This window comes from Paenibacillus sp. cl6col (genome assembly GCF_900102125.1).
Classification (GTDB): Bacteria; Bacillota; Bacilli; order Paenibacillales; family Paenibacillaceae; genus Paenibacillus_B; species Paenibacillus_B suaedae.
In genome coordinates this window covers 69,715-93,156 of the sequence record NZ_FNAZ01000008.1, presented here as the reverse complement: position 1 = coordinate 93,156, position 23,442 = coordinate 69,715, and the positions used below count along the sequence as shown (strand labels likewise).

Sequence of the window (23,442 nt, the reverse complement as noted above, 5' to 3'; positions counted from 1 at the left end):
ACACCTGCGCCATTTGAACCGGCGCGTACGCATACACATCAAGACAAGGAACGGAGCATGTTCCAAGGCAGCTTAATGCGGGCAGCATCGATCGATGCGCTGCGGAAGTTCGATCCGCGTCAGATGGTTAAAAACCCGATGATGTTTATTTGCGAGGTTGGCTTCGTTATTACACTGCTGCTTACGTTCGTGCCGGATGCCTTTGGTTCGCCAATGCCACGTTGGTTCAACGGCGCGGTCAGCTTCATCTTATTCATTACGGTTTGGTTCGCGAACTTTGCTGAGGCTCTCGCTGAAGGTCGCGGCAAGGCACAGGCGGATTCGTTGAAGCAGGCGAAGCGGGATTTGTGGGCGAACAAGATAACTGAAGGTGGAACGGTTCGCGTATCCTCATCCGAGCTCCGTAAGGGTGATGTCGTAGTCGTTCGTGAAGGGGAGACGATTCCTGGCGATGGCGAGGTCATCTCCGGATTGGCCTCTGTGGATGAATCAGCGATTACTGGGGAGTCTGCGCCAGTATTGAAAGAAGCAGGCGGGGATTTCTGCTCGGTAACTGCTGGAACGAAGGTAATTAGTGATGAGATTCGTATTCGGATTACAAGCGATCCGGGAGAATCGTTCTTAGATCGAATGATTTCATTAGTTGAAGGCGCGCAGCGCAAGAAGACTCCGAATGAGCTTGCTCTTCATACTGTACTTGTCAGCTTGACGCTTATCTTCTTGGTTGTCGTTGTGACCTTGCCTGTATTCAGTCATTATTTGCAGGTCGAATTGAATGCGGCGGTGCTAATTGCCCTGCTGGTCTGCTTGATTCCTACTACGATTGGGGGGTTGCTGTCCGCGATCGGTATTGCAGGTATGGACCGCGTAACTCGGTTCAATGTCATTGCAACGTCAGGTAAGGCGGTTGAAGCCTGCGGGGATATTCATACAATTATTCTAGATAAGACGGGAACCATTACGTTCGGGAATCGCTTGGCTCATGAACTCATTCCGGTGCAAGGAACGAATGTAAACACATTGTCTCAGTGGGCAGCTGTTGCCTCTCATCATGATGAGACACCTGAAGGTCGCTCTGTCGTGGATTGGGTATCCAAGGCAGGAATTAAGTATGAAGCAGAACTTGCTATACAAGGGGAATTCATCCCGTTCAAAGCGGAAACACGCATGAGCGGTGTTGACCTGAAGGATGGGCGCAGCGTGCGCAAAGGGGCTGTTGATGCGGTGAAACGCTGGGTTATCGCCCAGGGAGGTACCGTTCCGCAGGATTTGGATGCCAATTCAGATGCGATTGCTTCTGCTGGCGGAACGCCGCTGGCTGTGGCCGTCGGACGCGATATTTATGGGCTGATCTACTTGAAGGATACGGTGAAGCCAGGCATGCGGGAACGGTTCGAACAGCTTCGCCGCATGGGCATTCGCACCGTCATGTGTACAGGGGATAATCCACTGACGGCAGCAACCATTGCTCGGGAAGCGGGGGTAGATGATTTCATCGCAGAGAGCAAGCCAGAAGATAAGCTGGCTCTGATTCGCAAGGAGCAGGCGGCAGGGAAGCTGGTAGCAATGACTGGAGACGGTACGAATGATGCTCCGGCACTGGCACAGGCGGATGTCGGCATCGCGATGAACAGCGGCACGGCAGCAGCGAAGGAAGCGGCAAATATGGTCGATCTCGATTCTGATCCGACGAAGGTCATTGAGGTGGTATCGATCGGCAAGCAGCTTCTCATGACGCGTGGCGCATTGACGACATTCAGTATTGCGAACGATGTGGCGAAATACTTTGCTATCATTCCAGCAATGTTCATGATTGCCATTCCGCAGATGTCAGCCCTGAATATTATGGGCTTGCATTCGCCCGTATCGGCCATTTTGTCGGCGCTTATTTTTAATGCCATCATCATTCCGTTATTAATTCCGCTGGCGGTCAAAGGCGTGGCGTATAAGCCGATGTCTTCGGCTAAGCTGCTGCAGCGCAACCTGTTCGTATACGGCTTGGGCGGATTAGTAGCTCCGTTCGTCGGCATTAAGCTGATCGATCTAATTGTGGGCATCTTAGTGTAACCTTGCAACAATTGTAACTGCAAATAGCCGAATAACAACTTTAACTGTAATAGCTGAGTAGCTGTCCCAAATTGTAATTAGCGGCAATAACTGAAATAACGCTAATGGTTGGTATGTAGATAGAGAAAATTGTTGAAATAATCATATCGGGTTCAAGCAAGGAAGAAGAGAGGATGAACGAACATGACAGAGCGTATGAATATTGGTGGAGCGATGGTGCGGACGACAATCGGCTTGCTGCTGCTGTGCGGCCTTGCTTATCCATTTGCGATGACGGGGCTTGCACAGGCGGTAATGCCGAATCAAGCGAACGGCAGCATGGTATACAATGAGAAGGGGCAGTTGCTGGGCTCGAAGTTGATCGGACAGACATTTACAGAACCGCAATATTTCCATGGGCGAATATCTAGCATCGGGAACGATGCTGCTGGCTCTGGTTCGCCGAACTACGCTCCTTCGAATCCAGCGCTTAAAGAGAGAGTTGAGAAGTCAGTTGAGGAATGGGGCAAGGAGAATCCAGATGCGGATGTGAAGCGGATTCCACAGGATTTGCTGACGAACTCTGCCTCGGGACTGGATCCGCACATTACACCGGAGGCGGCACGTGTACAGCTGCCTCGTGTAGCGAAGGCTAGCGGAATCTCGAAGGAACGACTTGAACAGTTGATTACGAAATATACAGAAGGAAGAGACTTGGGAGTATTCGGTCAACAGCGCATCAATGTATTGTTGCTGAACCTGGAAGTACAGCACGAAATGAAAGGTTAGGTGTCGGCTGTGAATGAAGGGGATGAGTACCGTAGGCAATCGCCGGAAATGATATTGCGAATGCTTGAGCAGATGAAGCGGGGAAGGCTGCGGATTCTTATGGCTGTTGCCAGTGGGGCGGGCAAGACGACACAGCTGCTGCTGGAAGGGGTGAATTGTACCAAGCAAGGGCTGGATGTGGTGTACGGCACAGTGCTGCCGACGCAGGAAATATGGAATGAGGCTGGGCTGCACGTTGGCATTGATTCTTCCCCCATTCAAGCCATTCCGATGATCGCATGGCAGAGGGATGGACAGGATCGTTACGACATCGATGTGGAGGCCATTACAGTTCGGATGCCGGATGTGGTGCTTATTGATGGACTTGCTCATCGTAATCGACCGGAAGCCTTACGTTCAACGAGGCTGGAAGACGTAAGAGAATTGTTGAAACGGGGCATGAACGTAATTGCGACGATGAATGCTTATGAAGAGGAAAGTGTTCAAGCTGCGGCAAAGAAAATGACCGGCGTCGTCAGCGAATGGACGATACCAAGTGAGGCACTGAAGGAGGCAGACGAAGTCCGCCTCCTTGATGTGTCTGCAGAGTCTTTAATGGAGCGTAGAATGCAGGGGCAGTTCAGTCGAGCTAAGCATTCGCGGAAGCATCGAGAGGAAGAGCGAAGCCGTATAAGTATATTGCGCGAGCTCGCGCTCCGCACGATGGCGGAGCATGTCAACGGCTCACTTGAGCAGCATCGGAATGAGATGGGCCTTACAGGCCCTTCGGGAGCTTCCGAACGGATTCTTGTTCTTGCACAATACGGCTGGAATGGATCGATTCATATTCGAAGAGGGCAGCAAATTGCGAAGCGGCTTAACGGTGAACTGTATATTGTGACCTTTGTTCAGCCAGATATGGAATTGACGACGGAGCAGGCTGCATTCCGCCGCTCGCTGAAGAAGATGGCGATGAAGACGGAAGCGGTATGGGAGGAGATTGCTTCCCGATCGCGCCGCGATATGGCATCTGCACTGGCTGAATATGCGAAGATGCATGGGATAACCCGCTTCGTACTCGGCCATTCTCGTCAGACGCGGTGGCAGGAGCTGTTGAAAGGTTCGCTGATTGGAGCTCTGCTGAAACGTATCGAGATGACGGACTTGTTCCTCATTGCCGATCACTCGATTGCAGAAGGGGAGCGGATACTGCCTGCCCGCCTATCCGGCGCAGCTGAGGCTGAGACGCCATTTAAGCGGGTGACGGAACAGCGGGTTCAAGAGAAGGCAGCCGGACTAAAGCGAGGGAAGCTGAAAGTGATTATTGGTGCGGCACCCGGGGTAGGGAAAACCTATCATATGCTTCAGGAAGGCAACCGCTTGCGGGAGCAGGGCGTTGACGTCGTCATTGGCTTGCTGGAAACGCACGGGAGAGCGGAGACAGCCGGTCAAGTAGGAGGGCTTCCGGTTATTCCTCGCAAGCGCATTGCGTATAATGGCAAGATGCTGGAGGAGATGGATACGGAGGAGCTGCTCCGCATTCATGCAGAGGTTGTACTTGTCGATGAGCTGGCGCATACGAATGTGCCGGGAAGTATTCGAGCCAAGCGATATGAAGATGTCTTATGTTTGCTTGAGGCGGGGATATCCGTTGTGACGACGGTCAATGTCCAGCATATTGAAAGCTTGAATGATGCAGTAGAGCATGTAACAGGAGTGCGCGTGCGTGAGACAGTTCCGGATATCGTGCTTCGGCAGGCGCGGGAGATTCAATTGATTGATGTAACGCCGCAGACGATCCAGGAACGAATGCGCGCTGGGTTGATCTACAAGGCGGATAAGGTAGATCAAGCCTTATCGAATTTCTTCCGTACGCCGAATCTGATTGGCCTGCGGGAGCTTGCACTGCGCGAGGTTGCTGACGATGTGGATGAGCGATTGGAGTCATGGGAACGAAGAGCACTGTTCCGTGGACCGTGGCGGAGGCAGGAAGTGATATTCGTATGTATCGACTCTGACGTGCGGCCCGAGAGATTGGTGCGCCATGGCTTCCGCATTGCCCATCGCTTGAAGGCACCTATGCATGTGGTACATCTGCCTATTGCTCCATGGAGAAGAAGAGGAAAGACGGCAGATATGGAGAAGGAGATGGCCGCTGTGCAGGCATTGACCGAACGGCTTGGCGGTACGTACCAAGAATATGAGGCAGTTGCACGCATAAGATGGGCCAGTACGGCTGTGTATGTAGCAGATCAACTGCGGGCAAGCCAAATCATCGTAGGGATGCCGAGTCGTGTACGCCGCTTGGGCAGGTTAGGAGCTATGAAGGCGTTGGTGCGTCATGCGAGGCATATGGATGTGCTAGTTCTCTCTGAATGGGAGGACTTGCGAGTGCGATAACCTATTATCTATCCCTCTATTTATCTATTTTTATATCAATGTCATGAATCATAGCCTTGCCGGGCTATGATTTTTTTGTTCACAAATTAGACACGGGTTTTTAAGTTACCTTTCAGCCTCTTTTCAGCTTGATTTAGAGTTGAATCGTTAACATGAGTATAGCGATTCATACAGACTTACTTAGTTAACATGGGTGAGGTATGTCTTGGATGAAGTCTGGACAAGGGGGATACAGATGTTAGAAGTGAAGGACGTTAGTAAGCTGTACAACGAGCGTCGTGGTGTTCAGCATATCGACTTCTCTATGGCGCGCGGCGAAGTTGTGGGCTTTCTAGGCCCTAACGGTGCGGGGAAGACGACGACGATGCGGATGATTACGGGATATTTGCATCCGACAAGCGGGAGCATCTCCATTGATGGCGTTTCCATGGCAGACCATGGAGGTATGGCCAGAAGCAAGATTGGTTATTTGCCGGAAAGCCCGCCGCTGTACCCAGATATGACGGTGAAGTCGTATTTGCGTTTTGTAGCGGATATAAGAGGTGTATCGGTACGAGAACGCAGCGTGCGAATTAGTGAAATGGTAGACAGATTGGGCCTACAAGGCAGAGAGAATCAGGCGATTCGGGGGCTATCCAAGGGCTACAAGCAGCGGCTAGGACTTGCGCAAGCCATCATTCACAAGCCGGAACTGCTTGTTCTGGACGAGCCTACATCAGGGCTAGACCCGAATCAGATCGTGGAAATACGCCAGCTCATTCGAGAGCTCGGGGAGCAGCATACGGTATTGCTCAGTACACATATTCTCCCGGAAGTGAACACACTATGCAACCGGGTCATTATTATTCATCAAGGGCAAATTGTGCTTGACGAGCTGCCTGAACAATTGGGAACTGCACTTGGTCAAGAATCGAAGCTGCATCTCATTGTGAAGGGAGCAGCTGCTGAGGTGGTTGAAGCGATAACGGTTATTCCCGAGATCGCCCACATCGAATCTGAAAGCAATGATCAAGAGGTTCATCTTCAGGTTACTGCGAAGGAGCAGGCGGATATAAGGGAAGCTCTTTTTTTCACTTTGGCTAATGCAGGGTATCCCCTGCTAGAGATGAAGCGGGAATCGACAAGTCTGGAGGATGTATTTACGAGATTGACGACAGAGGAGGAGTCTGGTGATGCGCAGATTTAGCGCGATATTTCGCAAAGAAATGCTCGCATATTTCACATCGCCGACATCTTATGCGGCTTTCTCGGTGTATGTGTTGATTTCAGGGATTATGTTTTATTTGAATTTTGTATTGTTCCAACCTAGTATCGTTGATTTCCGGCTTGTAACGGGCAATACCACATTTATGTATATTTTTATCATTCCCTTGTTGACGATGCGGCTGTTCGCAGATGAATTCCGCCACGGTACCGATGAGCTGCTGCTTACTTCGCCTGCCCGTCTGAGCGAGATTGTTCTTGGCAAATATGCTGCAGCATGTGTCTTGATGGTTGTGCTTGTCGGGTTTAGCTTGGTGTATCCATTCGTCATGTCGTTCTTCGGAACATTGGATATGCGTGTGCTGCTGACTTCTGTACTCGGATTGCTGCTGCTTACGATAGCAATGGCTTCTATTGGCTTATTTGCATCTGCACTGTCTGAGCATCAGATGGTAACCGCCATCGCTGCATTCGTGATCCTGCTCATGTTCTGGCTGCTGGATGCCATTCCTTCTTCTGCCGTCGGTGATTGGATTGCTCCATTTTCGATGAACAATCGATTGCAGTCCTTTATGAAAGGGGTACTGAATGGGCCGGACGTACTCTTTTTCCTAACACTCGCGATTGTATTTGTCGTGCTGAGTATCCAAGTACTTGAAAGAAAACGGTGGAGGTAACGAATGATGAACAAGTGGCTGCGAAGAACGAATGCGGCAGTACGATCAGTCGCTGTCCTCGGAATTTTTGTGTTGTTGACCTATTTTCTACAATCGATGACGGGGTGGCAGTGGGACTTCACGAAGAATAAGTCTTTCACGCTATCGGAACAAACGATTGCCGCTCTGACTTCGGTCGAAGATAAGGTCAATCTGAAGCTGTTCTATACGCCGCAGGATGATCCTGTGCTAATTAGGGAAGTTGCTGACATGGCAGAACAGTATGCACTGCGAAATAAACATATTAAGGTCGAACAAATTGATTTAATGAAGGAACCCTCCCTTGCACAGCAATATGGCTTAGCGGGGAGCTCCCTTGTGTTCGAGCGCGGAACGAAGCGCAAGACTGTTGGACTGTATGAGATGTTCAGTGGTGGAGAGGACTATGGGGCTTATCGTTTTAGTGGCGAGGAAAAAATGACCCAAGCACTTAGAAGCCTAACATCTGAGCGCAAAGCAACAGCTTACGTATTGTCTGGCCATGAAGAGCTGCCGTTGTCGCAAGTAACTGCCCTCCGCTCCAGCTTGGAAGAGGACAATATCCAAGTCAAAGAGCTGAATTTATATCGAGAAGGTGCAGTCCCACAGGATGCGGACATGGTCATGATACTAGGCGCCAACAAAGATATTACGGATAAGGAAGCGAAGCTTCTGCAACAGTATGTGGATGACAAGGGGAAGTTGTACATTGCGCTTGGCTTCAATCCAGACATGTCGAAATCTTGGAAGAACATTGACAGCTTGCTCAAGCATCTTGGTGTGACGAACAAGCATGCAGTCGCAGTCGAGCAGAAGAAGAGCACATTGTATGATCCATTTACGATTGTGCCTGAATACGGAGAGCATGAACTAACATCCAAGCTGTCGCAGTATAATTTGCTTACTTTGCTGACGTTGGGGCTGCCTTTAGAAGCTTCGTCTACCGATAAGCTGTCAGTGGAGCCGATCTTGAAGACTTCTACAACTTCTTATGGGGAGACAGATATTCCAAGGCTAATGCAAGAGGGAAGCGAACGCGACGATAAGGATCTTGCTGGACCATTAACGCTGGGCGTAGCCGTAACGACAACAGACGGGAAGCCAAAGGCAGTTATTATTGGTGGATCGAGTTATATTGAAGATCAGAATCTATATACGCAGGGTAATCGGGACTTCGCGCTGAATAGCATGAACTGGCTCCAGGGGAATCAAGAACAAGTGACGATCAGACCACGGGAGAATGCAGCCTATCCAATTGCATACCTGACTCCTGGACAGGGCAAGGCAATTCTATGGACGACTGTTATCGGCTTCCCGGTGCTATTGCTTGGTATAGGGGCAGCATTATGGTGGAGAAGGAGACGGGCGTCGTGAATAATATGAGACAGATGAGAAGGCTCATCCCAACCTTTCTACTACTGATTGTATTCATAGCCGGTTATGTGTACGCCTCTACACACGATTTCTTCCGCACCAAACAGGAGAATACGGAGGCCGTGCCGCTCATAACGATGCAAGCGCAGGATATTGATTCTATTATGATAGCGGGGGAAGGTTCCCGAGTATCGCTTCATAAGAAGGGCGAACAGTGGGAGATGTTAGAGCCGCGTCCGTATCCGCTCAATTCGTATCCGATTAATGACTGGATCTCTATAGTGACAAAGGCGAAGGCAGATTCGATCGTTGAGGGAGAGTCAGCGAACCTTGGGAAATATGGCTTGGATAAGCCAACGTGGGTATTCCAGGCAACTGGTGCTAACGGGATAAGACATAATCTTAAGATCGGCAATGAAACCCCGATTTCAGGAACTTACTATGCGATGGTAGATGACAATAATAAGGTATATCAAGTCCCTGCTACTGAATGGTCGGGATTGAAGCGGAGCGCGTATGATTTTGTGTTGAAGGAACCGATAACATTCCCAATTGAACGGGTGGAACAATTCAGTTGGAGCTATGCGGGGAAAACATATAACCTAAGTTCAAATGATGATCCAGGATCCGTTCCAACGAATGTGAGTGAGGGAGAATCTTCAGCAGGGAATTCAGATTCAGGCAATCAAACAGAGATGAATTGGCGGCTTCAGGACAAGTCTATTACGGAAGATAAAGCTAATGTGCTCATCAATCAATTCCGAGATTGGTCGACAACCGAATTGCCGAAGCAGAAGAAGGAGTTATTGGCAGGATCATCTCACGAGCCAGGTTGGAAGCTGGAACTCTCATTGAAGCCAGATGCCATCAATGCTACGGAGAAGAGGATATTTGAAGGATACGTGATTGGAGAGAAGGTATGGATAATCCCTCAAGACGGGCAATGGGCATATGCTGTCCCGATGGCGAAGCTTGATGAAGCAATCAAAGAATGGGAAATTGAAGGAAATAGTGCATCTGCAACAGGTAAATAGAGTTTGTACGTGTTCATGATATAAGTAGGAATGCATGTGGGTCTGTCCCAAGAAATGTGAGCTAGTCCTGCTAGAAGAACAAAGACGCTTCCGGAACCACTGTATTGGTGGGGATGGAAGCGTCTTTTTATGCATGCTCATTCAAAATTAGGGGTACCCTCTGGTTCCATTGTGTAGGAGTTATAAGAGAATTAGGTGAATCATAGAGATGCCCAATCCGAGCCTTATGCTTGTAAATCCGGCCAGCGCAGCAGCAAGATCGATTGCGAGAATCCGCCGCCGAATCCATACAGTAAAGTGAGTGCTCCCGGTTTCAGACGGCCGTTTGCTAATCCTCCCGCTATCGCCAGCGGAATACTGGCTGCAGATGTATTACCATAATATTGGACACTAGTAAGCGTGCGCTCAAGCGGAATCCCACTTCGTTCACATATGGACTCTATCATCCGTAGATTAGCGCTGTGTGGCACAAAGATGTCAATTTGCTCTGTCGTGTAGCCAGTGTCTTGAAGCAATTGCTGAATGCCTACCGGAACTTGGCGGAGCGCCCACTTAAGGACTTCGCGCCCATTTTGAACTAACGTGCTGTCAGGTTTCATCTCCACATCGCCAATCCGATCGGCGACAGCCTTGCGATGCAAGATCCCGCCTAAGTCTCCTGTCGTTAATGATGCAGAAGCAAGGAAACAAGATTGCTGCTCAGCAGTCCCAGCTTCTAGAAGAATCGCTCCAGCCCCATCTCCGAATAAGATGCAAGTGCTGCGATCCGTGTAATCAACCGTGCGGGTCAGCACTTCCGTTCCAATTACTAATACTTTGCGATGCATACCAGCATCAATGAGTCCTATCGCCAATTGCATGGCACTAACAAATCCTGCACATGCATTCGATATATCAAGCGCCATTGCTTGAGGGATGCCAAGTCTTCCTTGAATGATGCCAGCCGTGCTTGGGAAGAAGGCATCTGGTGTTGATGTTGCTACAAGTACTGCATCAACCGTTTGCAGATCAACATGATACGTGTCTGCCAGATTCTTAGCAGCTTTGAAAGCAAGATCGCTGGCATATGTTCCTTCATCTACAATCCGTCGTTCAATCATGCCCGTTCGTTGAACAATCCATTCATGGTTCGTATCAACCATGTGCGACAGATCCTCATTTGTTAAGCGGCGCTCAGGCACATAGGTGCCGAATGCTGTAATTTGCGCTTTGGTGTGCAGTTTCACCGTTTGCATGCTTGTCCTCCTTCTTTATGTTCGGACCGAAAGGGAGCGTGCGATCCAAGTAAATCGAGATGAATGAACGCCTAAACAAAAATTAGTGTATATAATATAAATTAGTACCAGGTACTATAGTCTAATACTAATATGATAATACGTCAGGTAAAAAATTGTCAATCCATGCTTTATAATTTGCCGATTGGGGAATTCGTCATTCTTTTTAGGACAAGCTGATAACAAGATGCAAGGAGTGGAAGTATCGGAAAAACCTATCGGCATAACATCAGGCAGTCAGCGCATGCTAACATTGTTGGCACCTCAATTATGAACTGAACAAGGAGGAACATTGATGCGAGCAAAAGCAGTTTTGCTAACGTTGACGGCAGCATTAGTGATGACAATGGGGCTTACAGGTTGTGGAAATCGGGACAATATGTCCACGAAGAGTGTGCGTCAGCATAATATGAATTATGGCAATGATGGTGTAAGACCGCTCGGAACGGATCATCGTTATAACGCGAACCGCTACAATACGAACTTCTCGGGTGATGGACTACGTTCCTATAACATGAATCAGTTCAGCCCAGATGGTTATACACGCGGTTACGGTTATGATGGAGGTTACCGCACCAATAATTTCAACAATGGTACGTATGGACAGTATGGTACGTATGGTTACAATGGTTCGTATGGTAATGGTACGTATGGTAACAATGCCTTTAATGGAGGGCGCTACGGCACTCATTCCGCGAACAAGCTGGAAATGAACCAAAAACTGGCCAAAAAAATCGCTTCCATTAAGGGTGTGAAGTCGGCACATGTCATGATGACGAACAACAACAATGCTTATGTTGCTGTTGTGACTGATCATACATCTAAAGGAGTTCACAGCAAGAGCGTTAAGCCTGGACATGGACCACGGCCATACTCTGCTGGTAGCCTCGGTTCTTATGATGGTACATCTAATGTGAATGATAACATATCTGGTGACTTGAAGGCACATATTGCCAACGCGGTGAAGAAGGAAGATCCGAGCTGCAATAATGTGTATGTATCTGCCAATCCAGACTTCGTCAACCGCATGAATGAGTACAGCAAGCAAGCAGGTGCAGGCCACCCGATTGCAGGATTTGCTAATGAATTCTCTGAGATGGTGTACCGTTTGTTCCCAACCAATGTAACAAATCAATCGTACAATCATCCAACTCGCTTGCACAATATGGCTCCAGGAACAGGAACAACAGGAACTCGTTAATTTCAGGCTTCGAACGGACTTCATTCCTCACTCTGTTGAGGGCGGAGTCCTGTTTACATACTCGGATAAGGGTAGCATTTGACGAACATAAGGAATTATACTGTTTTAGCCAAACAAACACGTTAGTTAGCCCATTTTTGCGCATTACCGCACCAAGTGTAATGGCCCTTCATAGTATAAATTTGACTGTATCCCTAAACCTTGTTAAATTACAAAAACTCGGGCAAGGAGGGGTGACACTTGAAGGGTAGCGATCACAAAAATAAGTTTCTACTGACTAATCGTGAGCGCGAAGTTTTTGAATTATTAGTTCAGGACAAAACGACCCGTGATATTGCACAACAATTGTTCATTAGTGAGAAAACCGTTCGAAATCATATTTCGAATGTGATGCAGAAATTGAATGTAAAAGGTCGTTCGCAAGCGGTAGTCGAGCTAATCAAGCTTGGGGAGTTAAAAATCTAACAATAAGCTAAGCCCATCGCCCTGACAATTCAGCCTTCTGGAACACATCGGTTGATGTGGGAAGGAAGGTCTTTGATGAGTAGGTCCGGATGACAGACTCGGATAGATTCGAGCGTATACCCATGCTGCATAGAACGAGCATCGTGGCAAGTACGCTTTATTTTTTGTTCCGATGGTCATGCCCTGCAATCAACAAATGGCTTCCCGAATACGATGCAGGTATCGTTTCGGAAAGCCATTCTTTTTTATGCGGATATGGTTGTAAACAAGGTATGATGACAACAGCTGCTTACATATGCGTGCTGCCTTTTACCCATACGCGTTCAATGTTCAGATCAGCATCTGTCCATACCAAGTCAGCTTGCTTGCCAACTTCGATGCTGCCTGTATAGCCGTCGATTCCAATTTGCTTCGCAGGATTCAAGCTTGCAAGGCGTGATACTTCATGCAGCGGGAGTCCTGTAAATTGAATCATATTCTTCACGGCCTGAATCATCGTAAGCGTACTGCCTGCGAGCGAACCGCCGTCAGTCAATCGGCATACGCCTTCCTTCATCGTTACAGCGAGACCGCCAAGATCATACTGTCCATCAGGCATACCAGCTGCGGACATCGCGTCTGTAATCATTACGAGCTTGCCGGAAGCCTTCGTACGGCTCAGCATTTTGATGCAAGCAGGGTGTACGTGAATTCCGTCGGAGATAATCTCAGCTGTAATGCGGTCATCGGTAAGCACGGCTCCGGCTACACCTGGATCACGATGGTGGATTGGAGTCATTGCGTTGAACGTGTGAACCGCTTGGTTCAGACCAGCATTGGCTGCGGCCGTTACTTGATCGTACGTAGCTGCTGTATGTGCTGCAGCAGCATTTACGTCGTGAGCGCGAAGCCAGCGGATGGCTTCCGTAGCGTTGTTACGCTCAGGCGCTAAGCTCACTTGCTTCATTAGGCCAGGGAAGCGTGCATGCCAATCCTCGAACCAGTCGATTTGTGGATCGATCATGTAGATATCGTTCTGTGCGCCCTTGTACTTCGGATTCACGAACGGACCTTCCAAGTGAACGCCTGCCAATTGAGTATACTTCATGCCTTGCTTGATGTAGGCATCAACCGCTACCATAACACGATCCAGTGCTTCATGAGATTGTGTCATCGAAGTAGCGAGCATAGCAGTTGTACCGTGCTCCATATGGAACTTCGTAATTTTATCGTAAGATTCGGCATTTGCATCCATGAAGTCTGCACCGAAGCCGCCATGAATATGCAGATCGACAAAGCCTGGTAGCACCCAGCCGCCCTTAGCGTCTACTGCTTCCTTGCCCCAAGCATCCTGCTCAGGCTGTGCCAATTCTGACCACTTTCCAATAAAGGAAATAAGGCCATCTTCTACCCGAACGACTCCATCATACAATACGCCGTTCGGTGTTACGACATTTGCATTGGTTAGGGTAAACGTTGAATTAGCCATGGAAATGTTGTGCCGCCTCCTTGTCAAGCAAAACTACTACATTCGAATGAGTTTGCAACAATGATGCCGGAACTTCTGTTGTAACCGGGCCAGTCAAAGCGCGATGAACAATGTCAGCCTTGTCCGCACCGCGAACAACGAGCATAATCATTTTAGCCTTCAAGATCGAGCCAACGCCCATTGTTACCGCTTGTGTTGGCACTTCATCAATAGAATCGAAGAAGCGCTTGTTCGCTTGGCGAGTCTCTTCTTTCAATTGGACAAGATGTGTGCCTGCATGCAGATTTTGGTCTGGTTCGTTGAAGCCAATGTGACCATTGTGGCCAAGGCCGAGCAGCTGCAGGTCGATGGATGCATCAGAGAGCATCTCATCATATTGCTTGCACTCTTGTTCCAAGTCGGCTGCATTGCCGTTTGGTACACGAGTGTTCTCTTTATTGATATCGATATGATCGAACAGTTGCTTGTTCATGAACGACATGTACGATTCTGGATGGCCTTCAGGCAGACCAACGTATTCGTCCAGGTTGAAGGAACGCACATTTTTGAAGCTTACATACTTTTTCTCATTCAGGCGAATCAGCTCTTGGTAGATGCCGATTGGCGTACTGCCAGTTGCCAAGCCGAGTACGGCATTAGGCTTTGTCTGGATGAGGCTTGCAAAGATGCCTGCAGCGATTTGGTTTAATTCCTCGTTTGTTTGGAACGTTAAGATGTTCATGAACTGAGTTACCTCCCTTTATCTTTACGGTACTTGCGTACCATGCGATACGACTGTTCTAGCTTCGGAATATGATCATCGAACTGCTCCGTGACCATTCCCGCGAACAAAATATCAATTATATGGAGCTGTGCGATACGGGAAGCCATGTCACCGCGACGCATGCCTTCTTCGAGAGAAGAAGCAGATAAATGAATATCAGCAAGACTAGCGAGGCGATTAGAACCAACCTTCGTTAGTGAGATGGTGGTCGCGCCGCGCTCCTTGGCGCATTGCAGCGCATCGATCGTCTCGGGTGTCTCTCCAGAATAGGAAATGGCGAATGCCACATCAAGCTCATTCAAGTTGGCGGCAGATGTAATCTGCATATGCGGATCGGAGAAGCAGGTCGCGCGTTTGCCAACACGAATCAGCTTCTGGTAGAAGTCCAGTGCTACGATACCGGACGTTGCCATTCCGTACAGATCAATCTGTCTTGCCTGCTGAAAAGCATGCATTGCCCGCTCCAGCGTAACCATGTCTAATAGCCGCGTCGTGTCGGATATCGAGCGTATATGATTGGACTCGATGGCCGTAATAATATCGCGCAGCGGATTACCTGCGATAATGTCCTGATAGGATAGTGGTGTGGACTGCTGTGCCATGTCGGCCGCCAGCTTCGTCTTGAAGTCCGGGAATCCACGGAAATGAAGGGTTTTACAAAATCTAGTGACGGTTGCGGGTGAAGTGCCGGATTGTTCAGCCAGCTCTGTGATGCCCATCGTCACTACATTGCCCGGAAACTGCAAAATATAGTCCGCCACTTTGCGCTCCTGCGGGTGAAAATCTTGAACCTGCTGCCGGATCGCATGCAAAATGCTCGACAAAAATATCATCCTCTTACATGAAAAATGGTGAAAATAATTTTAACCATACATCTAATCTTGATGAAAATTATTTCAATATCATCATAGTCAATCCACAGCAGAAACACAAGCTGATTATGCAAAATACCACAATTTCCTCACAAATCATTTCACGACCGTCAATTGCTCGAATCCGCATGGTTGTCCAGCTGCCGTTGCTCCCGGAAATCACGTGGCGCTATGCCAAGGCGAGTTTTGAACGTTCGATGGAAATAGGAGTAACTTTGAAATCCACACATTTCAGCGATTTGCTCTAGCGGCATATACCCATGCAAAATCCGTTCGCAAGCCATCGTCAATCGGAGTTGGATGGCATAGTCCATGACGGATTGATGGAATGTTTCCTTGAAAATATGTGATGCTCTGGACACACTTAGCTGCACGCGGGTTGCAACATCCTGCAGCGTAAACGGCTCCGTAACATTCATTTCAATATAATGCTTCATTTGATGGGCGACCTGCTCACTGCGATTGCGATTCAAATAAGAGGGATGTGCGCGTTCATTTAAGGTTCTCTCCAACATGCGGAAGTAAGCAAAGCTTAGGTGTCTAACAATATCGTTCATGTTGTGGCTTCCATAAAGCCGCTGCTCCTGCATAATCTCCCGCCATATCGACAGAAGACGATCGTCGATTCCGATGTCTACCTTGCCGTGAGTGGTAATCTGGTTCCACCACGCTTGTATCCATGGACCATTCAATATGAAGTAGTAGTCGAGGCTGTGCACTTTTTTGTGAGGGATGCCTGATTCGGGGTGGCGGTACCCTATTTTCAAATCATAATGAGAGCCCGGTGACAGCATGAGCATATCGCCAGGTGTAATTTCCGTATATTGATCATCCATCCAGACATGAGCATTGCCTTCCAATTGTATGCGGATGAGGTAATGCTCCAGCCTGGGGATGACGAGAGTGAATGGCTTCGTATGTCTCGCATGCCCGGAGTACATAATCGTAAATTCTTCTTGATTGATAGCAGATTGCGACATATTCTCCTCCATCATGTCCATATATAGGTGTCTACGCTCTTTACAAAGAGTATAGCAAAGATAGCAAGATTGTTCATGTTAAAAGGATATCCTTCATTCACACCCCGAAAGCAATGTGGCACAATGAAGTCAGTTCATTGAAAACCTTTTCAAAAAGTAAGCCGATATCATAATCGTTCATAACGATTTATACAAAATGAGGTGGATCCATTGAAAATTGGAGTACAGCTTTATACATTGCGCGATGAGATGCAAAAAGACTTTATCGGAACACTGGAGCAAGTGGCGGCTATGGGCTATGAAGGTGTAGAATTTGCCGGCTACGGCGGATTGGCGCCGGAGAAATTAGCAGGTGAACTGAAGCGCCTGAATTTGAAGGCGGCCGGGTCTCATGTCAGCATCGAGCAATTGACTGAACACCTAGATGAGCAAATTGAAATGAATCTTGCCATCGGCAACCGTAACATCATTTGTCCGGGAATTCCGAAGCTGCACGAAGCCGATGAAGACATCTTGGAAGAGTCGGTTCGCGCGCTTGCAGCTGTTGCAGAGCGACTTGCAGCGCATGGAATTAAGCTGGGCTATCACAATCATGGATATGAATTTGAAGCAAAGATTGGGCGGGAGACGGTTTTTGATTTGCTGTTCGGCAAGCTGCCTGAAGACAGTCTCTTCGCGGAACTGGATGTTTGTTGGGTGAAGCATGGTGGTTTCAACCCGTTGGAAGTAATCGCTCAATATTCAGGTCGTGTTCCGTTCATTCATTATAAGGATCTCAAATATGATGGAGACGGCAAGCCAATGACAATGGAGCTTGGTCAGGGTGAACTCGATTTAGTGGGTGTAGCTCAAGCTGCTCGAGAAGCAGGAACGGAATGGCTTATCGTAGAGCAGGATGATTGTCAGCGTGCACCGCTTGATAGCGTGCGCGGAAGCCGTCAATGGATTAAGGACAATCTCGGACTTTAATAGAAGACTTCAAGAGAAACTTCAAGAGGTATGACCTCTACACATAGTACGGTTGAATACATGACCTACACCATCAATCTAAACTCGGGAGGAATAGATTCATGTCAAAAGTATATAAAATTGCGATTATCGGATGCGGCGGCATTGCCAATGCCAAGCACATGCCTAGCTTGGCCAAGCTGAAAAATGTTGAAATGGTAGCATTCTGCGACATTGTTGAGGAGCGTGCGGTTGAGGCGAAGGAAAAGTACGGCACACCGGATGCTAAAGTCTATACCGATTATAAGGCTGTATTGGAAGATAAGAGCATCGACATCGTTCATGTATGTACGCCGAATGATTCCCATGCAGAGATTACAATTGCTTCGCTGGAAAGCGATAAGCATGTATTGTGTGAGAAGCCAATGGCGAAGAAGGCGGAAGATGCACGCCGCATGGTTGAAGTGGCGAAGCGTACAGGCAAGAAGCTTACAGTAGGCTACAATAACCGCTTCCGCAGTGACAGCCGCTATTTGAAGAAGCTGTGTGAAGAGGGCACCTTGGGTGAGATTTATTTCGCCAAAGCGCATGCGATTCGTCGCCGCGCGGTTCCTACATGGGGCGTGTTCCTGGATGAAGAGAAGCAAGGCGGAGGCCCGCTTATCGATATCGGCACACACTCGCTGGATATGACGTTGTGGATGATGGACAACTACGAGCCGCATATCGTGCTTGGCAAGGCTTATCATAAGTTGAGCGGCCGTGAGAATGCAGCGAACGCTTGGGGTTCATGGGATCCAGCGAAGTTCACGGTTGAAGATTCCGCGTTCGGGATGATTGTGATGAAGAACGGAGCGACAGTTATTTTGGAATCCAGCTGGGCGCTTAACGTAACATCCAACATCGAAGCGAAGTGTACGCTATGCGGTACAGAAGGCGGCGCAGATATGAATGACGGCTTGACGATTAACGGGGAAAGACACGGCCAACTGTACGATCAAAAATTCCATTTGACTGCAAGTGGCGTTGATTTCTATGAAGGTGATTCTGATAATCCGCCAGATGTAGAGATGCATATGTGGATTGATGCGATTGAAAATGACAAGACGCCAATCATTACGCCGGAACAAGCGTGCGTCGTTTCTGAGATTTTGGAAGCCATTTACGAATCCTCGCGCACAGGCAAAGCAATTTACTTTGACTAATCGGAATAAGCAGCACGAATGCACATGAATCGTACCGAAGGAGGCAAAGAACACTCATGAAATTAGGCGTATTCTTAGTTCTGTACGGACAATTGCCATTAGAAGAGGCATTGGATACAGTAGCAGCTAAAGGTGTGGAAGCTGTTGAGATAGGTACTGGCGGGTATCCAGGTGCGAAGCATTGCAACCCGCATGAACTGTTAGCTAGTGAGGCGAAGCTCAAGGCATTTAAGGAAGCTGTTGCTTCCCGGGGCTTGACGATCAGTGCGCTAAGCTGTCATGGCAATCCGCTTCACCCACAGAAGGATATTGCGAAGCAGTATCATGAAGATTTCATGGCGACGCTGGATCTCGCTGCGAAGCTGGAAGTGCCAGTTGTGAACGGCTTCTCCGGCTGCCCGGGTGACCATGAAGGCGCGAAATACCCGAACTGGCCTGTGGCACCATGGCCTACAGATTATCAGGAAATTCTGGACTGGCAGTGGAAGGAAAAGGTTATTCCGTACTGGACAGAGGTGGACAAGTTAGCCACTGAACGCGGCTTGAAGATCGGACTCGAGCTGCACGGCGGCTTCTCCGTTCACTCGCCAGGTACGATGCTTCGTCTCCGCGAAGCGGCAGGCGAGGCAATCGGAGCGAACCTTGACCCGAGCCATATGTGGTGGCAAGGCATAGATCCGGTACAGGCAATCCGTATTCTGGGGCAGGCGAATGCCATTCATCACTTCCATGCCAAGGATACGACCATTGATCCTGTGAACATCCATAAGCACGGGATAACAGATATGCAGTCTTATACGATGATGTTGGATCGCGCTTGGCAGTTCCGTACTGTTGGTTATGGTCATGATACGAAGACATGGGCAGATATAATTAGTGCCCTTCGCCTTGTCGGTTATGACTATGTTGTGAGCATAGAACATGAGGATGGCTTGATGTCCGTTGATGAGGGTTTCACGAAAGCTGTTGAGAATTTGAAGCCGATCTTAATGAAGGAACCGATTGGCGAGATGTGGTGGGTCTAGGCCTCAAATCATGCACGCCAAGTAACGTGATATAGGCATCGCATCTTCCTCGTTCTCGTGCATCAATGGATGAATGGAAGGTGCGATTGCTGTTCTAAATAAGATGATATCAGTAATGAGAAGCTTATCTATATGAATGGACAAAGGAGCATGCAGCGATGACAAAACAAAACGTAACGATCTGGAATGAATACAGACATGAACAACACAACAAGACCGTAGCTGATATTTATCCGCAAGGGATTCATACAGCGATCGGCGAGGGACTGGGTCAGGAGTTTCATGTGCGCTATGCAACGCTCGATATGCCTGAACATGGGTTGACAGAGGAAGTATTGAATGAGACAGACGTATTGATTTGGTGGGGGCATAAGGCACACGAAGAGGTGGACGAGGCGATTGTAGAGCGTGTCTATCAACGCGTGCTCCACGGGATGGGACTGATTGTCCTTCATTCCGGTCATTTTTCGAAAATTTTCAAGAAGCTTATGGGAACCGGCTGTGATTTGAAATGGCGTGAAGCGAACGACAAGGAACGGCTGTGGGTCGTATCTCCTGGGCACCCGATCGCAGAAGGAATTGGGGAGTATATTGAGCTTGAAGCGGAAGAAATGTACGGCGAGCACTTCGACATTCCGGCACCGGATGAGCTTGTATTCGTCAGCTGGTTTACTGGCGGAGAAGTATTCCGCAGCGGTTGCTGCTATCAGCGCGGCATGGGCAAAGTTTTCTACTTCCGCCCAGGTCATGAGACATATCCGACCTATTACAATGAGCAAATCCGTCGTGTCATCGCCAATGCAGTGAAGTGGGCTAAGCCGTCGGAACGCACATATCCGAAGTATGGCAACGCTCAACCGCTTGAACCATTGAATTAATGGGACAAGTTAGACAACATGCACGGATTTCGTTGGAGTTATCCTCATACAGCCTAATGTAATTTGAAAGAAAGAGTGGGTATAAACATGACATCATTTAAATCATCACAACCATTACGCGTCGGAGTTGTTTCAACAGGCAACATATTCCGTGGGGCGCATATGCCTGCATTTCTCTCAAATCCGCATGTTCAGATCGTCGCTGTATGCGATCCGCATAAGCCATCTGCTTGCGAAGTTGCGGATCAAATTGGTCAGGTTCGAGTCTATGAAGACTGGCAGGAGATGCTTGAACACGAGGAGTTGGATATTGTAAATATTTGCTCCCCGAACTATTTGCACGCTCCAGTTGCGATTGCTGCCTTAGAAAAAGGGTTGCACGTATTCTGCGAGAAGCCTGATGCGACGAATCCAGAAGATGCGGTACGTATGCAGCAGGCTGCCGAGAAGTCGGGCAAAGTGCTGATGGTCATGCGGAATAATCGCTTCCGCTCGCGTTCTCAATTTCTAAAACAGTACATTGATGAAGGACAGATGGGGCAGATATACACGGGAAGATGCGGCTGGGTGCGCAGATATGGCATTCCAGGTGCAGGAGGCTGGTTCACAACCAAATCCAAATCTGGAGGAGGGCCTCTGATCGATTTGGGTGTGCATATGATCGACTTGGCCATCTGGCTGATGGGCAATCCGAAGCCAGTTGCAGTATCAGGAGCGACATACGGCCATTTCATGGATAAAGCTGCTCCATCAGGCAGTCGGGATACGTTCAATGTGGAAGATCTGGCAACTGGATTCATTCGCTTTGACAATGGGGCGACGCTCCAGCTGGAAGTAAGCTGGGCTTCACATATCGAGAAGGAACAATCGTTCGTGGAGCTGCGCGGGACACAAGCTGGCTTCAGCCTGCATGATAATGAGCTTCAGATGTTCACAGTTGCAGCTGGCAAGCATATGAACATGAAGCCGGAAGGATTTACAGACGGATCAGGACATAAGGAGAATGTGGATCACTTTGTCGATGTGATATTAGGCAAAGCTGATCCGATATTCACACCAGAACAGGGTGTAGACATGATCCGCATACTAAATGCGATTTATGAATCGGCGAAGCTTGGCCAAGAAGTAAGATTGTCTCTATAGCCATTCATGCTGATGTAAACCTGAGAACAAATGTGCTGTACGCTCATTTGTACTCAGGTTTTTTTTGTGTTCAACAAGCACATCCTAAAAATTACGTTTGGTTCATGGTGTGACAACTTGCGTCAATTGCCGGGAAGCCGTGTTGCCTATTCTGCCGTGAAGGCGTCGGAGTTCCAGTTTGCCCAGCAGCAGGACAAGCATTTCATCTTCACCGGCCCGCCGTAGGGTGGACACTAGAGGGGAAAGTATGGCATCCTGAGAAGGATGGATGCATTCATATAATGCCATCTCCTTGAAATGCAAATCGTTCCGTACTGACGATCAGATCTAGGTTCGATTTGAGATAGAGGCTGTCTTTGGATTGCGCTATTTGCAATCACTGTACTTAAATGGAGAGCGATTCAGCGGAGACGGAAATAACGGAAACTAAGGGAGGAGCCATCTCCAATGAATTTGAAGAGAAATCGATCGATAGGTGTAAAGATCATAGGGGGCGCCTTATTCATTGTATTAATATGGGTTGCTGCGGATATGTGGTATTCAGACACGAAACAGGTTGCTGCTGTTCCTCTGCAGCTAACGGAGCAGCAATCGCCGCTCCTGTTGTTTGTCGCGAAACACATGATGAGCAGCGATGGCGGAGTCTTTACGAATTTGCGTGACGACTTGCCCGAGTCAGAGCATCAAGCAGCCAATCATCAGATGCTCTCAGAATCAACAGGGCTGATGATGTTGTATGCAGTACAGATGAACAATCGTAACCTGTTCGATAATCAGCTCGCGTTCTTGCAGCGGCGTCTATTAGCGGAGAAAGGCTACGTCCGCTGGCGCTACTCCCCTAAGCATGAACAGACTGACGTTAATGCGGCGGTCGATGATCTGCGTATTGCTCGGGCACTGCTCGATGCGGATCAATTATGGGGAGTCGAGGAAGCAAGACGGATCGCGAAGGGAATCAGCAAGACGCTGTTGGATGGCAATGTGAGCAAGGACTACATGTTCGACCATTATGATTGGAAGTATAAATCCCGCTCAGACCGTGCAACGATCTCCTATATGGATATTCATACGATGGGAATGCTGGCTGTGTTCGATAAGAAGTGGGAGACGGTTCGGAATAACAGTTTGCAGCTAATGAAGAAGGGCTCGCTTGGGAACGGGTTGTTCAAGACGTACTGGACACCTGATCAAGGTTATTCCTCAACGGGATCCATCAATATGATCGATTCCTTATACACTGCGTTGTACTTGGCGGAAGAAGGCGAGGATGTAAGTGCGACAATCCGATTTCTGAAACAGGAATGGAGCCTCCACAAAGGGAAGATCCCGAGTGTATACGCAGAGGATGGGAGTGTCCGAGAAACCTTTGAATCTCCATCAGTTTATGCGGTTGCTGTTCGGATCCTCCAGCTGAAGAATGAGCATGGACTTGCGGAGCAATTGAAGCGGAGAATGTATGAATTTGCCGTGCAGCGCTCCTCCTCGCCGAATTTCGGCGGTTTCGTCGAAGAGAAGGACAATAGTGCCTTCTCATTCGACCAGCTGCAAGTATTGTTGACGGAAGTCAATCCTGTAGGAAGCAAGAAGAATGAAATTAAGGGAAAATGAAGTAAACGGAAACGAAATCTACAAGTAGATACGATGATGGATGAACTGGTTTAGGTTATAGGAAAGGGACTGCCCTGGCAGATAGTCACTTA

At 48.5% G+C, this 23,442-nt stretch carries 20 protein-coding genes; 15 read left to right on the top strand and 5 right to left on the bottom strand.

The window, feature by feature from the left end; all coding sequences use genetic code 11:
* Positions 1 to 57: 57 nt before the first annotated feature.
* The 7 genes from kdpB to BLS15_RS20275 all read left to right on the top strand — a co-directional run bounded on the left by kdpB (position 58) and on the right by BLS15_RS20275 (position 9,520).
* A complete protein-coding gene (kdpB, locus tag BLS15_RS20305; RefSeq protein ID WP_227775126.1) occupies positions 58 to 2,067 on the top strand; it encodes a potassium-transporting ATPase subunit KdpB in 2,010 nt (669 codons plus the stop codon).
* Positions 2,068 to 2,250: 183 nt separating this feature from the next.
* Positions 2,251 to 2,835 carry a potassium-transporting ATPase subunit KdpC gene (kdpC, locus tag BLS15_RS20300; RefSeq protein ID WP_021252368.1) on the top strand — a complete coding sequence of 195 codons (585 nt, stop codon included), beginning with the start codon at positions 2,251 to 2,253 and terminating at the stop codon, positions 2,833 to 2,835.
* Between the two features lie 48 nt (positions 2,836 to 2,883).
* Positions 2,884 to 5,214 carry a histidine kinase gene (locus BLS15_RS20295; protein WP_036590215.1) on the top strand — a complete coding sequence of 777 codons (2,331 nt, stop codon included), beginning with the start codon at positions 2,884 to 2,886 and terminating at the stop codon, positions 5,212 to 5,214.
* 235 nt (positions 5,215 to 5,449) lie between these two features.
* Positions 5,450 to 6,400: an ABC transporter ATP-binding protein gene (locus BLS15_RS20290; RefSeq protein WP_021252366.1), complete on the top strand. Its 951-nt coding sequence runs from the start codon at positions 5,450 to 5,452 to the stop codon at positions 6,398 to 6,400.
* Positions 6,387 to 7,094, top strand: a complete 708-nt coding sequence (locus BLS15_RS20285) for an ABC transporter permease subunit (RefSeq protein ID WP_021252365.1) — start codon at positions 6,387 to 6,389, stop codon at positions 7,092 to 7,094. The genes BLS15_RS20290 and BLS15_RS20285 overlap by 14 nt, the downstream gene beginning before the upstream one ends.
* A gap of 3 nt (positions 7,095 to 7,097) precedes the next feature.
* Positions 7,098 to 8,486: a GldG family protein gene (locus BLS15_RS20280; RefSeq protein WP_231515218.1), complete on the top strand. Its 1,389-nt coding sequence runs from the start codon at positions 7,098 to 7,100 to the stop codon at positions 8,484 to 8,486.
* Between the two features lie 5 nt (positions 8,487 to 8,491).
* Entirely contained in the window at positions 8,492 to 9,520 is a 1,029-nt protein-coding gene (locus BLS15_RS20275) for a DUF4340 domain-containing protein (RefSeq protein ID WP_231515223.1), read from the top strand.
* 224 nt (positions 9,521 to 9,744) lie between these two features.
* Here the strand turns inward: BLS15_RS20275 and BLS15_RS20270 are convergent, their stop codons facing one another.
* Positions 9,745 to 10,755: a ketoacyl-ACP synthase III gene (locus BLS15_RS20270; RefSeq protein WP_021252362.1), complete on the bottom strand. Its 1,011-nt coding sequence runs from the start codon at positions 10,753 to 10,755 to the stop codon at positions 9,745 to 9,747.
* Positions 10,756 to 11,089: 334 nt separating this feature from the next.
* Here BLS15_RS20270 and BLS15_RS20265 point away from each other — a divergent pair, with 334 nt between their 5' ends.
* Positions 11,090 to 11,995, top strand: a complete 906-nt coding sequence (locus tag BLS15_RS20265) for a YhcN/YlaJ family sporulation lipoprotein (RefSeq protein ID WP_021252361.1) — start codon at positions 11,090 to 11,092, stop codon at positions 11,993 to 11,995.
* Between the two features lie 240 nt (positions 11,996 to 12,235).
* Positions 12,236 to 12,460 (top strand): helix-turn-helix domain-containing protein, encoded by a 225-nt coding sequence (locus BLS15_RS20260; RefSeq protein WP_005547175.1) that lies wholly within the window; start codon positions 12,236 to 12,238, stop codon positions 12,458 to 12,460.
* A 289-nt stretch (positions 12,461 to 12,749) separates the two neighbouring features.
* Here the strand turns inward: BLS15_RS20260 and nagA are convergent, their stop codons facing one another.
* From nagA to BLS15_RS20240, 4 genes are all read right to left on the bottom strand, one after another.
* Complete coding sequence (nagA, locus tag BLS15_RS20255; RefSeq protein ID WP_021252360.1) at positions 12,750 to 13,928, bottom strand: N-acetylglucosamine-6-phosphate deacetylase; 1,179 nt, start codon at positions 13,926 to 13,928, stop codon at positions 12,750 to 12,752.
* Positions 13,921 to 14,649: a glucosamine-6-phosphate deaminase gene (gene nagB / locus BLS15_RS20250; RefSeq protein ID WP_021252359.1), complete on the bottom strand. Its 729-nt coding sequence runs from the start codon at positions 14,647 to 14,649 to the stop codon at positions 13,921 to 13,923. Before nagB ends, nagA begins: the two co-directional genes overlap by 8 nt.
* 8 nt (positions 14,650 to 14,657) lie before the next feature.
* The gene (locus BLS15_RS20245) at positions 14,658 to 15,515 is read right to left on the bottom strand and encodes a MurR/RpiR family transcriptional regulator (protein WP_021252358.1); all 858 of its coding nucleotides are present in this window, start codon (positions 15,513 to 15,515) and stop codon (positions 14,658 to 14,660) included.
* A 158-nt stretch (positions 15,516 to 15,673) separates the two neighbouring features.
* A complete protein-coding gene (locus BLS15_RS20240; RefSeq protein WP_028533781.1) occupies positions 15,674 to 16,543 on the bottom strand; it encodes a helix-turn-helix domain-containing protein in 870 nt (289 codons plus the stop codon).
* 201 nt (positions 16,544 to 16,744) lie between these two features.
* Between BLS15_RS20240 and BLS15_RS20235 the strand changes: the two genes are divergently transcribed.
* The 6 genes from BLS15_RS20235 to BLS15_RS20210 all read left to right on the top strand — a co-directional run bounded on the left by BLS15_RS20235 (position 16,745) and on the right by BLS15_RS20210 (position 23,350).
* The gene (locus BLS15_RS20235) at positions 16,745 to 17,512 is read left to right on the top strand and encodes a sugar phosphate isomerase/epimerase family protein (RefSeq protein WP_090513566.1); all 768 of its coding nucleotides are present in this window, start codon (positions 16,745 to 16,747) and stop codon (positions 17,510 to 17,512) included.
* 101 nt (positions 17,513 to 17,613) lie between these two features.
* Positions 17,614 to 18,696: a Gfo/Idh/MocA family protein gene (locus BLS15_RS20230; RefSeq protein ID WP_021252355.1), complete on the top strand. Its 1,083-nt coding sequence runs from the start codon at positions 17,614 to 17,616 to the stop codon at positions 18,694 to 18,696.
* A gap of 56 nt (positions 18,697 to 18,752) precedes the next feature.
* Positions 18,753 to 19,721, top strand: a complete 969-nt coding sequence (locus BLS15_RS20225) for a sugar phosphate isomerase/epimerase family protein (protein ID WP_090513563.1) — start codon at positions 18,753 to 18,755, stop codon at positions 19,719 to 19,721.
* Positions 19,722 to 19,879: 158 nt separating this feature from the next.
* Entirely contained in the window at positions 19,880 to 20,599 is a 720-nt protein-coding gene (locus BLS15_RS20220) for a ThuA domain-containing protein (RefSeq protein ID WP_021252353.1), read from the top strand.
* An 87-nt stretch (positions 20,600 to 20,686) separates the two neighbouring features.
* Positions 20,687 to 21,742, top strand: a complete 1,056-nt coding sequence (locus BLS15_RS20215) for a Gfo/Idh/MocA family protein (protein WP_090513560.1) — start codon at positions 20,687 to 20,689, stop codon at positions 21,740 to 21,742.
* A 447-nt stretch (positions 21,743 to 22,189) separates the two neighbouring features.
* Positions 22,190 to 23,350 carry a glycosyl hydrolase family 8 gene (locus BLS15_RS20210; protein ID WP_090513557.1) on the top strand — a complete coding sequence of 387 codons (1,161 nt, stop codon included), beginning with the start codon at positions 22,190 to 22,192 and terminating at the stop codon, positions 23,348 to 23,350.
* Positions 23,351 to 23,442: the final 92 nt, after the last annotated feature.

Excerpts from the sequence above, each read along its gene's own strand:
- BLS15_RS20215 (WP_090513560.1), top strand. The coding sequence starts at position 20,687 with ATGACATCATTTAAATCATCACAACCATTACGCGTCGGAGTTGTTTCA.
- BLS15_RS20270 (WP_021252362.1), bottom strand. The coding sequence starts at position 10,755 with ATGCAAACGGTGAAACTGCACACCAAAGCGCAAATTACAGCATTCGGC.
- nagA (WP_021252360.1), bottom strand. The coding sequence starts at position 13,928 with ATGGCTAATTCAACGTTTACCCTAACCAATGCAAATGTCGTAACACCG.
- BLS15_RS20225 (WP_090513563.1), top strand. The coding sequence starts at position 18,753 with ATGAAATTAGGCGTATTCTTAGTTCTGTACGGACAATTGCCATTAGAA.
- BLS15_RS20295 (WP_036590215.1), top strand. The coding sequence starts at position 2,884 with ATGATATTGCGAATGCTTGAGCAGATGAAGCGGGGAAGGCTGCGGATT.
- BLS15_RS20280 (WP_231515218.1), top strand. The coding sequence starts at position 7,098 with ATGATGAACAAGTGGCTGCGAAGAACGAATGCGGCAGTACGATCAGTC.
- BLS15_RS20210 (WP_090513557.1), top strand. The coding sequence starts at position 22,190 with ATGAATTTGAAGAGAAATCGATCGATAGGTGTAAAGATCATAGGGGGC.
- BLS15_RS20220 (WP_021252353.1), top strand. The coding sequence starts at position 19,880 with ATGACAAAACAAAACGTAACGATCTGGAATGAATACAGACATGAACAA.
- kdpB (WP_227775126.1), top strand. The coding sequence starts at position 58 with ATGTTCCAAGGCAGCTTAATGCGGGCAGCATCGATCGATGCGCTGCGG.
- BLS15_RS20265 (WP_021252361.1), top strand. The coding sequence starts at position 11,090 with ATGCGAGCAAAAGCAGTTTTGCTAACGTTGACGGCAGCATTAGTGATG.
- BLS15_RS20285 (WP_021252365.1), top strand. The coding sequence starts at position 6,387 with ATGCGCAGATTTAGCGCGATATTTCGCAAAGAAATGCTCGCATATTTC.
- BLS15_RS20230 (WP_021252355.1), top strand. The coding sequence starts at position 17,614 with ATGTCAAAAGTATATAAAATTGCGATTATCGGATGCGGCGGCATTGCC.
- kdpC (WP_021252368.1), top strand. The coding sequence starts at position 2,251 with ATGACAGAGCGTATGAATATTGGTGGAGCGATGGTGCGGACGACAATC.
- nagB (WP_021252359.1), bottom strand. The coding sequence starts at position 14,649 with ATGAACATCTTAACGTTCCAAACAAACGAGGAATTAAACCAAATCGCT.
- BLS15_RS20240 (WP_028533781.1), bottom strand. The coding sequence starts at position 16,543 with ATGTCGCAATCTGCTATCAATCAAGAAGAATTTACGATTATGTACTCC.
- BLS15_RS20290 (WP_021252366.1), top strand. The coding sequence starts at position 5,450 with ATGTTAGAAGTGAAGGACGTTAGTAAGCTGTACAACGAGCGTCGTGGT.
- BLS15_RS20275 (WP_231515223.1), top strand. The coding sequence starts at position 8,492 with ATGAGACAGATGAGAAGGCTCATCCCAACCTTTCTACTACTGATTGTA.